7 protein-coding genes are annotated in these 12,909 nt (G+C 46.4%); 5 read left to right on the forward strand and 2 right to left on the reverse strand.

Features of this window, described 5'->3' with window-relative positions; genetic code table 11:
* Window positions 1–26: 26 nt before the first annotated feature.
* Window positions 27–1,511 carry an ATP-binding protein gene (locus tag QT973_RS09830; protein ID WP_333391236.1) on the reverse strand — a complete coding sequence of 495 codons (1,485 nt, stop codon included), beginning with the start codon at window positions 1,509–1,511 and terminating at the stop codon, window positions 27–29.
* A 1,429-nt stretch (window positions 1,512–2,940) separates the two neighbouring features.
* Between QT973_RS09830 and QT973_RS09835 the strand changes: the two genes are divergently transcribed.
* Complete coding sequence (locus QT973_RS09835) at window positions 2,941–3,339, forward strand: DUF4342 domain-containing protein (protein WP_333259880.1); 399 nt, start codon at window positions 2,941–2,943, stop codon at window positions 3,337–3,339.
* Window positions 3,340–3,817: 478 nt separating this feature from the next.
* Entirely contained in the window at window positions 3,818–4,018 is a 201-nt protein-coding gene (locus tag QT973_RS09840) for a hypothetical protein (protein WP_333298497.1), read from the forward strand.
* A 113-nt stretch (window positions 4,019–4,131) separates the two neighbouring features.
* Here the strand turns inward: QT973_RS09840 and QT973_RS09845 are convergent, their stop codons facing one another.
* Window positions 4,132–5,316 (reverse strand): class I SAM-dependent methyltransferase, encoded by a 1,185-nt coding sequence (locus QT973_RS09845; RefSeq protein WP_333391238.1) that lies wholly within the window; start codon window positions 5,314–5,316, stop codon window positions 4,132–4,134.
* A gap of 655 nt (window positions 5,317–5,971) precedes the next feature.
* Between QT973_RS09845 and QT973_RS09850 the strand changes: the two genes are divergently transcribed.
* The 3 genes from QT973_RS09850 (at window position 5,972) to QT973_RS09860 (ending at window position 12,851) form a co-directional block, all read left to right on the forward strand.
* Complete coding sequence (locus tag QT973_RS09850) at window positions 5,972–8,743, forward strand: phycobilisome rod-core linker polypeptide (protein WP_333054505.1); 2,772 nt, start codon at window positions 5,972–5,974, stop codon at window positions 8,741–8,743.
* 1,599 nt (window positions 8,744–10,342) lie between these two features.
* Window positions 10,343–11,707 carry a P-loop NTPase fold protein gene (locus QT973_RS09855; protein ID WP_333054506.1) on the forward strand — a complete coding sequence of 455 codons (1,365 nt, stop codon included), beginning with the start codon at window positions 10,343–10,345 and terminating at the stop codon, window positions 11,705–11,707.
* 103 nt (window positions 11,708–11,810) lie between these two features.
* A complete protein-coding gene (locus QT973_RS09860) occupies window positions 11,811–12,851 on the forward strand; it encodes a shikimate dehydrogenase (protein WP_333054508.1) in 1,041 nt (346 codons plus the stop codon).
* The last annotated feature ends 58 nt before the right edge of the window (window positions 12,852–12,909 follow it).

The raw sequence follows: 12,909 nt of genomic DNA on the forward strand, positions 1-12,909 counted from the left end.
TCGTTGCCGAACTTCCTTCTGTTGTATCACGCAAAGCGAGGCAAAATCTGTGCTAGGGAAGACTGTTGAAGTGGAATTTCGATCGCAAATTCGGCTCCTTTTCCCGGTTCCGAAAAGCACTTCAATGCGCCGCCATGTTGGTTGACAACAATTTCATAGCTAATCGACAGTCCCAAACCCGTTCCTTGGCCGACTGGCTTAGTAGTAAAGAAAGGGTCAAACAACCGCTTCCGAACATCTTCTGTCATCCCCGGGCCGTTGTCAGAAATTTTAATTATTACCTTTTTTTTCTCAATTAACTCGGTGCGAATCAGAATCGTAGGAATCAGGCGGGTAGACTTAGAAACTGATGATTGAGTCTTTGTACTAGACTGATCTTTTTCGCCTAATTGCGACTTATTTGCGTTTTTTTTATCGACATTTTCGTATGTATTAGACTCAACCAGAGCGTAAACTGCATTAAGTAAAATATTCATAAATACCTGATTGAGTTGTCCGGGATAGCACTGCACCAGTGGCAAGTCGCTGTATTCTTTGTGAATTTCGATCGCCTCCTGCCCCGGTTTTCCTTTAAGCTGGCTTTGCAAAAGCATAATCGTATTGTTGATACCGTCGTGAATGTTGACTTGCTTCATTTCAGCTTCGTCTAATCTGCAAAAATTCCGCAGCGACAAAACGATGTCGCGCACTCTTTCTGCACCTTGCTGCATAGAATTTAAGACTCTGGGCAAGTCTTCTAGCAAATAATCGAGTTCTATTTTTTCCGCTTCCGCTGCAATTTCCGGTATGAATGCGGGACACTGCTGCCTGTAGATATCGAGCATCTGCATTAAAGCTTGCGTGTACTCTTTAGCGTGGTGCAAATTGCTGTAGATAAAGCCGATGGGATTGTTGATTTCGTGAGCTACTCCTGCTACTAACTGCCCCAAAGAAGACATTTTTTCTGTTTGAATTAGTTGAGTTTGAGTGCGCTGAAGTTCCAGCAGGGCCAGTTCGAGCTGTTGGGCTTGATGTCTCAATTGTGCTTGCGACTCGCGCATCGCCACGGTTGATAACTCGTGAATTTGCAACTGAGAAAGCAGCAGTTGGTGTACGTCTAAAAGTTTGTAAGTTTCCGGTTCTACTTGTACTACAATTGGTTCGTGGATTAGTTCGGGCGATCGCTCCAAAGACTGCCGCACTGCTGTCATAATTGAGGTTTCGCGATCGAGAACCAACATATCAGTTTTAGTAAAGCGGTAGAGTATGAACAAAGGCTGTTGAGAAAATAACTCCAAGCTGTAGGGGCGGCTCATGTGTTCAAAATAACGCCGCCGCGAAATCATCCCTATAAACTTTCCTTGCTGAGTGATGATGATGCCCGGAACTAAAGGGTTTGCTTGAAAAATTTTAGCAACTTCGTCTCCCGGACACTCAGATTCTAGGAGAAAGTCGTACAGGGTTAATTCCTGTAGAGTCGATCGCAAACCAAGCGACGATTTTAGGGGACTCAACCCGTCAGTTTCATACACTGCTCCCTCCTTTGGTAATTGGCAGTTGTGGTTTGCTGCTGGAGTATTGCCTACTATTTAGAAGGCTTTTTCAACTCTTTTTATAGCTTAGTCATCAACTTTCCTCTGCTCCCTCGAACCCAGTTAATTCAGCAGGATTTTTTTCCTTAAATCGTGCTGGTGTCACCAGAAATGATATTGCAGGTTAGATTGATTTAACAGCAGACACCCCTTTGAAACCTGACTATGTATTGAATTTTATATATCCAAGATTTTACTAATCCGAATATAACAGTCATAACTATTTTTAATGTTTGATGACATTAAATTGGTTCAGATGGATAGACATCTGCGACCTGTGGCAGTACATTTCGTATTGCCCCTTGCGTAAAATTATATTACAATAAGACAAGAATAGCGACAAATCAGCAGCCGATCGCCCGATTTGAAAATTCAGGCAAAACAGGTTTCCGGCAATTGCCAAGAAATGTCAATTGTCAGTTTTTTTGCACAAATGCCGATCGCACTCAACCCGAAGATTGTATTGTAGGTAGTCTCAGAGCCAAGGACAGCCGATGGCGAGCAATTTGTCAAGTTCGGCAGCTTATACTTTAGCCGCATCGAGACTCCAAAGCTTCACCAACGAAATTTTTCCCGGCAGATGCTAAAGTTGTGCGATCGCAGCTAAAACTCACATTCGACACATCCGCTTGATGTGCCTTAAAATTTTCCAGAAAAGTACCATCGGGTTCCCAACTTGAGATTCAAACTTTGTCGCTGGCAAATCGGACACGGAGAATCAAGAGGAAGCAGAAGCAAATAATTCTATTTTACCTTTCCGTTTCCCCAAATTCAACTTCAATGTGAACAAGTTGGTTTAGTTGCGGTAATATTTCGATCATTATTACTTCTCCTCCCCCTTGATTTTAGGCAATTCTCATTAGAAACTCTAAGATGTTGATTTGAGGAACCTCGGGGGGTCGGGTTTGATGTGGCGATCGCACTGAGCTAAATTGAAATAACATTTGAGGAAAGTAAGCGACGGTTTTCATGTGCGGTTTCCCGAACGAGAGGTGGTAATTGTATACACGGCGGGACGATCGTACTTTCAGTACAATGTCAGTATTTCAACCTGTACACCTGTTGAGCCTGAGTCTCTGAGAGTGTGGAAGTCGCTCTCATCCTTTCGTTGTCTGGATTGGACGCTTTTCAAGGATTAGGCGGTGCGAGGGCCAGAAGCAGACAGTTAACCAAACGGCACAAGTGAAGTCGGCTGCTAACGCCCACTGAGGAAGGATTTTAGGCTCTCACCGTCAAAGATCAATAGAGAAAAGCACCATAGCACCCGCAGCAATATCACCCAAAAGAATGATTGATAGAAAAAAAGTGGCGTGTTATATTTCAATATAATTCTATACAAAAATACTTTTACCTAAAAGGAGAACAAAAAATGGACACACCTACAGATCGCGAACAAGAACCTGTCGGGACAAGAGAACTCGAATCAATACCTGTATCTGAAAAAGTTTCGGCCCAAAAAGTTGCTGAGGTTAATTTTGAAACGACTCCTCTAGAAACTCCTGCTTATACTCAGGAAAAAGTTAGCGTCGAGGAGGTAAAAATTAACGGCGACGATTTGGTTGCTAAAGTTAAAGAACTGATTCACGAAGGAAATATCCGCCGAATCATTATCAAAAATGAAGAGGGACGGATCTTAGTAGAAGTTCCTTTGACAGTGGGAGTAGTCGGCGGAGTCATCGGTGCGGCGTTGTTTCCAGTCATTGCAGCAGTAGGAGCGATAGGTGCATTAGTAGCTCACCTGACTATCATCATTGAAAGAACAGAATAAAAAAATTCGTAAGGATTCAGGTCAAAAAAACTTCGGTGACAAAAGTTGGTAAAATAAACCAATGAAAAAGCCCGCAGCAACCAGAAAGCAGAAAAAAACCGAAATAGAGCAGTTGAGCCAAGCTGAACTTTTAGAAATGGTACGGGGGCTGCAAAAAATCATTGAATAATTGCAAGAAAAACTAGGGATTGCTACGGGCAAAAATCCAACCACCCGTCAGACTTGCTTCACTACGTTCGCAATGACAGGAAATTCTAGTACGTGCATCCAGGATTAACTGGTTCCCAGGCTCCAGCCTGGGAACTGAGGAATGAGCAATAACTTCCACAAACTTGTGGAAGTTATTTAATTCTCATTCCTTAGTCCAAACCGAGAGTTAAGCAACGTTTGCACGCGCCCGATTCAGAGACATGGATTAGGGCGTACTGCAATAGAAGCAGAGGCAGAAATTAATCGCTTAAAACAGCTTTTTCCTCTGTTGTTGGATACCGAAGCAATTTATCAAGAATGGGAGCGACTGGCGATCGCAAATAAGGTTGTAGGTGTTAAGGTTCATGATGCGCGGCTAGTTGCTGCTATGCTAGTTCATGGTTTAACCCATATCCTAACTTTTAACATTGCTGATTTCGCTCGTTATTCACAAATTACGGCTGTTAATCCTCCAACTGTAAAGCCTTGATTAATTGGGAATTTAACAGAAATTATACTCTGAGCAAAAAACAGGCAAGATGCCTGTTCCACAAAAAGCTAATTTGATTGTGGGGAGTAGGAGTTGGGCCGGAGAGCCCGCCCTTAGATTTTACCGGGTGTGAGCAAAATTAGCTGTTTTGATAAGATCGATCGCACTTCATCCAATCCCATCTCCACATCCGCCAAAATCTCTCCCACAGTTCTGGTATTGCAACCTTGCAAAAACTCAAATTCAGCACTTGACAAATTGACCAATTGGTAATTGCAATCAAACACTTGTTGACTCGGCCAACCGTGCATACAACCACTCAACTCAGGAATTGCCGCCAAAAGTGCCTTATCGTCCGACCAATCAATCTTATTAACAGGCTTTTTGCCCAAGAAAAACTCGTAATGAGTGATTTCCGTATCCAACAATTCAATTAATCGATAAAGCTCCCGTTCCGTCAAACCCTGAGCTCTTTCTATCAATTCCGGCGCTTTCCCCAAAAGTCTTTCTAACTGCCAATATCCCGGATTTGAGAAACCGATAAATTCCAATCCCGAAGCGTCAATTAACTCGAACAAAGTCTCGATATTGTAGTCAATTTCCTGCGGGTGAACGTACATATCAGCAAAACATTCGTCCCGCTGATTTTCTCCTGCCCAACGCTGTTTTTCGTACTTGACAAGACGGTTGTTTTCTGGTAGAGAAGCAAAGATTTGACGACCGACTTTCACACCATCGGGATAGTCACCTTTTTGGGAACCTTGGAGAAGTCCGATCGCCCTTTGCATGAGTTGAATTTCCCAGCGTCCGAGCTCAGCATACACAAAAATGTGCATCAAACCGCCCGCCGCCAACTTCGCCGCCAGGGCTTGAATGCCCCGGATCGGATCGGGTAAATGGTGCAGCACACCCACGCAGTTGATCAAATCAAACTCGCCATCTAACTCAGCCGCATCGTACAGGCTGAGGTGGCGGAAATCAGCTTCCCGCGCTCCAGAGCGCCGACAGCGTTCTTGTGCTACCTTCAAAGCACCTTCACTCAGGTCGATCGCCGTCACCGAAGCTTCGGGATTGAGGTGAATCAGATAATCGGTACTCGAACCCGTGCCGCAGCCAGCATCTAAAATCCGAACATCTAGTTTTGGCGGCTTTTGGCCAGTGCAAAAATTGTAAGCATCAGGCCAACTCCAGCGCCAGTTGTAGCCTGGGGGCGGTTCATCTGACAAAGGATCGGGCGGGAAAGGGAAAGTATCGTAAAGCCGCCGCACGGCAGCACTGATATCGGGTGTAGTATCCATAGGTGACATTTGTTGGGCTTGGGGATTCGGGATTGGACTGACAACTGACCGCTGACCACTGACCGACAGCAATTTGATCCGCGCCCCCCGGATTTATCGGTGGGGTCGATTCTTCAATCTAAAATCTAAAATCTAAAATCTAAAATCGGTTGACAGCTTCTGCGTAATAAAACTTATCATTTTTTCTCATATAAGCTCTCTTAAATCTATACAATAAATCTCGACAGGCTTTTTAACAAACGAGGACTGTCAATAGCCCACCGCTGAACTGTCGGGTAAAGCGGAGGCGTCTTTCAAAAGAGCAACAGGTCTCGAAACAGGCAGAAGAAAATTTTTGATTTTCTTTTCCTTTAATTCAAGGCACTGGCTGCAATCGCCCAAAGGCAACTCTCCTGCCGAGTCTTTTTTTCCACGGGTATACCGACGGATCGCAGCGGAGGGAGTACCCCGTGCCTGCCTTCGGATCGGACATTTACCCGCAGGCAGAAAGATGAAACCAAAACATTTTAATCTAAGAAAGTAAGCGCGCCCGAACCTCGTGACAGGTAAAGGCAAAAAGTAAACAAAGCAAAAATACCTACTTTGACCTGCATGAGAAGGCAAGGTTAGTCTGGTTAAATGCTGCAACGATTTAGATAGGGAGCGAAAGAGTCTAATGACTGTAAAAGCAAGTGGTGGAAGCTCGGTTGCGCGTCCGCAACTATATCAAACTGTACCGGTCGCAACAATTTCGCAAGCAGAACAGCAAGACCGCTTTCTACAGCGGGGCGAACTCAGCGAACTGGCAAGTTATTTCAGTTCCGGGGCTCTTCGGATCGATATCTCTGCGACGCTGACCCAAAACTCGGAACTGATAGTATCCCGCGCAGCTAACCGGATTTTTACCGGCGGTTCCCCGCTGGCATTTTTGGAAAGACCACAAGAACCTGCGATGGCTGTAGCAGGGGCGGCACGTGGCGGTTCGGCGAATGTCTCTGAAGGCATGAAACTGGGAAATGTCACCTACGTAGAAAGCCGCTCTGGCGGCAACGGCGGTGGCGGCGGCGGATTCTTGGGGCTAGGAAATCTATTTTCTGGCAACGGTGGCGGCTACAGCGGCCCAATCCCAGCAGGATTTCAGCCGATCAATGTCTCGCGCTACGGCCCGGGCAACATGACCAAATCTCTGCGGGACTTGAGCTGGTTTTTGCGTTACATCACCTACGCAATTGTCGCTGGCGACCCGAATATTATTTCGGTGAACGTGCGCGGATTGCGGGAAATCATCGAAAATGCTTGCTCTTCGGCGGCCACAATTGTGGCAATGCAGGAAATGAAGGCAGCATCTTTGGGCTATTTCCGAAACAATGCAGAGGCTAGTGCGATCGTCGGACAGTATTTCGACGTAGCAATTACCGAATTCAAAGCTCCCACACCTTCAGACAAGGTGCGGCAGCGCGAAAGCAACGACCAGCAAGGGCTGCAACTGCCTCAGATTTACTTCAACGCAGCCGAGCGCCGATCGAAATTCGTCATGAAAACCGGTCTGTCTTCGGCCGAAAAGATAGAAGTAGTCAAAGCAGCTTACCGCCAAGTATTCGAGCGCGATATTACCCGCGCATACAGCCAAAGCATTTCTGACTTGGAATCCAAGGTCAAAAATGGCGAAATCTCGATGAAAGAGTTTATTCGCCGCCTTGGCAAATCTCCTCTGTACCGTCAGCAATTCTACGAGCCGTTTGTCAACAGCCGCGCTGTAGAACTTGCCGCCCGCCACTTCTTGGGCCGCGGTTTGAGCTCGCGGGAGGAATTTAGCAAGTATTTTGCGATCGTCAGCAAAGGCGGCCTGCCAGCCCTCGTAGACGCGATGGTTTATTCCCAGGAGTATTCCGACTACTTCGGCGAAGAAACAGTGCCTTACCTGCGCGGTTTGGGCCAAGAAGCTCAGGAGTGTCGCAACTGGGGCCCGCAAATTGATTTGTTCAATTTCAGCGCTCCGTTCCGCAAGGTTCCTCAGTTCATCACCTTGTTTGCTGGCTACACCCAGCCTCTGCCAGACCAGCACGTTTACGGTGTTGGCAATGACCCCTTAGAAATTCAGTTCGGCGCGATTTTCCCGAAAGAAACTCGCAACCCCAAGAGCCGTCCAGCTCCCTTCGGCAAAGACACTCGCCGTATCCTGATCCGTCAAGGTGCGGGGATTGACAATCAGTTGAGCAATCCGGCGGCTCGCGGTGCTGCTCCTGGTTCTCTGGGCCCCAAGGTCTTTAAATTAGACCAGTTACCGAGCAACTATGTTGCTTCCAAGAAAACTGCCCGCGGTGTCTCCAGCAGCTACAGCAATTCTTCCAGTGTCAAATATACCGAAAGTTCCACCCAAGCGGTGATTCGGGCTGCTTACCTGCAAGTGTTTGGTCGCGATGTGTTCGACGGGCAGCGCCAAAAGGTAGCGGAAATTAAGCTGGAAAACGGCGAGATTCCGATGCGCGAGTTTATTCGGATGTTGGCGAAGTCTGATGTGTTCCGCAATATGTACTGGAGCAAGCTCTACGTTTGTAAGGCGATCGAGTACATTCACCGCCGACTCCTGGGACGCCCTACCTACGGCCGTCAGGAAATGAACGCTTACTTTGACATTTGCGCCAAGAAGGGTTTCTACGCGCTAGTCGATAGCATCATGGACAGCATGGAGTACAACGAAGCTTTCGGGGAAGATACAGTGCCCTACGAGCGCTATGTGACTCCCGGTGGTTTGTCGATGCGGACGATGCGATCGGGTTCCATCGCTGAGCAAAATTTCCAAGCTCAGACGCCCGAAACTCCTCGGTTTATTGAACTGGGTACAGCAGGCAACCGAGGCGATATCGAGTTGCAAAGTCGGATTGCTCAAGGTGTTAGCAAGCGGCGCGAACAAACTAAGATGTTCAAGCTGACGACAACTTCGGACAAAGTAGCTTTGAAAACTTTAATTCAAGCTGCTTACCGTCAAATTTTTGAACGCGATTTAAACCCCTACGTTGTGAAGAATGAATTCACGGCGCTCGAAAGCAAACTGGGCAACAATGAAATCAATCTCAAGGAGTTCATTGAGGCTTTGGGCTGCTCGTCGCTGTACATCAAACAGTTCTACGCACCTTATCCCAATACTAAGGTAATTGAGTTGGGTACGAAGCACTTCTTGGGCCGTGCTCCTCGCAATCAAGCGGAGATTCGGACTTATAACCAAATCTTGGCAAGTAAAGGGATTAAGGGCTTTATCAACGCGATGTTGAACAGCGTTGAATATGCTGAGGCTTTTGGTGAGGATACTGTTCCTTACCGCCGCTTCCCGACTCTACCTGCTGCTAATTTCCCGAATACTGAAAGACTGTACAACCAGTTGACTAAGCAGAATGGTGAAATTGTGGTTCCGAGTTTTGAGCCTGTGGCTGCGATCGACAGAAGCTAACAACAAACTGCAAGAAAGTTGATTTTGTAGGTTGACAAAAATCCCTCGCTATGGTAATGCTGTAGCGGGGGATTTTTGGTAATGTTACGCTGTTGATCGATCGGCGAGTCCCATAGTCCGACAGGGATTGAACTCCCTGTGTCCTAGCTAAAGTCCTTGCTATGAGGACTGAGGTGGGCGATCGTTTGATTTGGCGTTTCAGTCGGTTTTAACTGATATCTTGCACCATTCTCAATTAGCCCTAGGGGCGGGTTCGCCAACAGCCTTAAAGCTTGCAAATAGGTTCTATAAACCCGCCCGACCCCACGAAAAATCCTCTTATTGATATTGCTGCAAGATGTCAGTTAAAACCGACTTTAACTCTCTCGACGGGGATTTCTATCACTGCTAGGACTCAAAGCAAAACCCGATCGCCCCAAAAGTGCGATCGGGGTCGATCGATGAGTCCGAGAGTCCGACAGGGATTGAAATCCCTGTCTCATAGCTGAAGTCCACTTAAGTGGACTAAATTGAACCACAGTTTGATGAGACTGAGAAATTTGATAACGGGCAGGCAAGCGTGAGAAATGGTTGGCAATTCAGTATGGTCTCTGACCACGAATTTCTTGATGGTACCCGCCACGTGATTTATCCGTGGAATCAACCCAAAATCGAAAATCGAAAATCCTCAAGAAAGAGCATTTATCCGTGGGGTCGCCTCTAAAATCTAAAATCTAAAATCTAAAATCGATTGACTGTACTGAGTATATTTAGGATTTGAATAATTAAACTAACTGCCACTCAAGAATACCAAACTACAAAGTATAGGACGAAAAGAATATGGGTTTGTCGATCTAAGCTGTTGTGCATTTAATTTGTATGTTAACGGCGGGCTTTCGGGCCCAAGCCCTACTTCCCACAAGAGAAAAAATTTATTTTACTATGCAATTTAAATGCGGATTAGCTTATTGATTTCGCTAATCTTAGGATTATTAATTACAGCCATGATTAATCGGTTAATGGCGATATAGCAACCGCCTTGGCGGTTTCTATACTAGCGTGTTTTTTTATTCAAACTGACAACAAGTATTTTTTGTATCGGAGGCGGAATATGGATAATTTATCGGACAATTCAGCATAGAAAACACAATATATTGGTTTATGAAGTCGGGGCGGAAACTTGCACCCGCCCTTTAGATATTCGGTTAACCGTACTCAAATAGCCACTTTAACGCGAGAACATTACCGCCCACTCTTCGTCGTTGATTTCAATATACAAAATTGCGATCGGCACAGACAGATCCATTACCTAGTTATCGGGCATTAGTGATTTCCCTTCATTCCCTATAGGCAAAAATTAGGTATAATTGGTTAGCGCGTATTATGATAAAAGTTTAAAAAAAGAAGGGCCAGGGAGGGAAGAACCCAAACGCGATAGTGATGAGTCATTACCCATCTAAAATCTAAAATCTAAAATCTAAAATCTAAATTTGTATGAGCTACATCAAGATATTGACCGCAAAATAAAACAGCACAATAAACGGGCCACTTGTTCTGATTAGTAAAGTAGCGAAATGAATAAGGTATTAGGGCATAATGTTGTGAAAGATGGAACAGGGTATGGAACTAAATTTACAGAAATTTTATAGCGCCTGCAATCCCAGCTACACCCTGGCAGTAGCAAATCAACAAGACCGACAATACTATATCGATTTCTCTTCAGTGCGGGGCGGCACGATCGTAGAACAATTGGAGCGCACCATCAGCCGTCTGTCCCCCGATTCACCTACCTGTCAATTATTCACCGGTCACATCGGCTCTGGTAAATCAACTGAATTGCTGCGGCTACAAGCTCAATTGCAGCAACAAGGATTTCATGTTGTTTATTTTGAGTCGAGTAAAGACTTAGACATGGCAGATGTAGATATCACTGACATTTTATTGAGCGTTGCTCGTCAGGTGAGCGAAAGTATCGAGAAAATGAAAATCAAGCTGCAACCGACGGGTTTTAAAGCTTTGCTCAAAGGGGTTGCTGATGTTTTTCAAACTCAAATAGACTTGAGTGCTGAAGCTAATGTCCCTGGTTTTGGGGAAATAAATGCCAGCACGGAGGGAGAATTTTCTCTGTCTTTGGGAATTGGGAAAATTACTGCTAAGGCGAAAGATGCTCCGAATCTGCGATCGGAGTTAAGGCAATATTTGGAGCCGCGAACTAACGTAATTTTAGATGCACTGAATAAGGAGTTGCTGGAACCGGCTAACCAAGAACTGAAACGCCAGGGAAAACAGGGACTTGTGGTAATTATCGACAATCTCGATCGCATACACCTGTGCGCGAAACCGACGGGGCGACTGCAGCCGGAATACCTGTTTGTCGATCGCGGCGAACAATTGGCAAGACTAAATTGCCACGTCGTGTATACAATTCCTTTGGTGCTGATTTTCTCTAACGATTTGGGCCAGTTGACCAATCGATTTGGGGTAGATCCGAAGGTTTTGCCGATGGTGCCGGTGCAGTTTAGCGATGGTTCTGAGTGTTCTGAGGGTGTGGAATTGCTGCGGCAAATGGTTCTGGCGCGGGCTTTTCCAACGGTGCATCCTTCACAGCGCTATGCTTTGGTGGGCAAAGTTTTCGACTCTGCGGAAACTCTCGATCGCCTGTGTCGAGTCAGCGGCGGTCATGTCCGCAATTTGCTGCAACTACTGTATGGCTGTCTGCAGAAACAAGACCCTCCTCTGTCGCGGGAAACTTTGGAAAATGTGATCGTCCAGCGCCGCCACCAGCTTACTTTGGCGATCGAACCTGATGAGTGGCAATTGCTGCGCCAAGTATCCGTTACCAAAACTGTGAACGGGGAAACTAAATACCAAATATTGCTGCGGAGTCTCTGGGTTTTTGAATACCGTTACGGCGAAGATTATTGGTTTGATGTCAATCCGATTTTGGCTGACGCCAAAGAGTTTCGGGAAACAGTTGAGAGTTGAGAGTTGACAGTTGACAGTTGATGGTTGAGAGTTGATGGTTGATGGTTCATGGTTGAGAGTTATCTCCGCCTAATCATAAACAGTCAACAGTCAACTAACAAAAATGATTAAAGGCACGACTAAACTGTTGGGAGTAATTGGTCATCCCGTCGAACATTCTTTGTCGCCGGCGATGCACAATGCTGCTATTTCCCACTTGGGAGTCGATTTTGTTTACTTGCCGTTTCCGGTAAAACCAGGGGATTTAAAAGCTGCTCTTGCAGGATTTGCGGCGATCGGCGTTCGGGGATTTAGCATCACGATTCCCCACAAACAAGCAATCTTACCGCTGTTGTCAGAAGTTTCCCCGATCGCCCGATCGATCGGCGCAGTCAATACCGTATACCTGACTGACAAAGGTTGGTGCGGCACAAATACAGACGTTGAAGGCTTTCTCGCGCCCCTGCAAACCCCCCCAACCCCCCCTTACCAAGGGGGGGCTAGGGGGGATTCCGAAGAAACGGGCAATACGGCAGTCGAATCCTGTCCCCCCCCTTACCAAGGGGGGGCTAGGGGGGGTTCCGAAGAAACGGGCAATACGGCTGTTGAATCCTGTCCCCCCCCTTACCAAGGGGGGGCTAGGGGGGGTTCCGATTGGAGTCAGAAAGTAGCGGTAATTTTGGGGAATGGCGGGGCCGCGAGAGCTGTTGTGGCTGGATGCGCTCAATTGGGATGTGCAGAGATTCACGTTGTCGGCCGCAACGAACAAAATTTAGGGGAATTTCAGCAGAGTTGGGTCAATTCTCCGATGCCCGTGCATAATTTGCAGGTGCATACTTGGGATAATTTGTCAAGCTTAATCTCGCAGGCAGATTTGCTGGTGAACACGACGCCTGTGGGGATGTATCCGCAGGGGGAAAAGTCGCCGGTTGCGGCTGGTGAGATCGATCGAATTTCAGCAGGTGCGATCGTCTATGATTTAATTTACACCCCTAATCCTACCCAGTTTCTCAAAGATGCGAAGCTTCGGGGAGCGCGAGCTATTGACGGACTCCCCATGCTAGTTCAACAAGGAGCAGCCGCCTTAAAAATTTGGCTGGATCAAGAATCCGTCCCAGTCGATGTGATGCGCCAAGCCTTGCGCCAGCATTTAGGTCTAGATTAATGCCATTTCTTCAAAAAGTAGCTGTAGTTTTCAGAATTCCTATAAGCAGGAATTTGAG

The sequence above is a fragment of the Microcoleus sp. Z1_A1 genome (genome assembly GCF_036700305.1).
Lineage (GTDB): Bacteria > Cyanobacteriota > Cyanobacteriia > Cyanobacteriales > Microcoleaceae > Microcoleus.

Coding starts and splice junctions, on each gene's coding strand:
- QT973_RS09835 (WP_333259880.1), top strand. CDS start 2,941: ATGGACACACCTACAGATCGCGAACAAGAACCTGTCGGGACAAGAGAA.
- QT973_RS09845 (WP_333391238.1), bottom strand. CDS start 5,316: ATGGATACTACACCCGATATCAGTGCTGCCGTGCGGCGGCTTTACGAT.
- QT973_RS09850 (WP_333054505.1), top strand. CDS start 5,972: ATGACTGTAAAAGCAAGTGGTGGAAGCTCGGTTGCGCGTCCGCAACTA.
- QT973_RS09855 (WP_333054506.1), top strand. CDS start 10,343: ATGGAACTAAATTTACAGAAATTTTATAGCGCCTGCAATCCCAGCTAC.
- QT973_RS09860 (WP_333054508.1), top strand. CDS start 11,811: ATGATTAAAGGCACGACTAAACTGTTGGGAGTAATTGGTCATCCCGTC.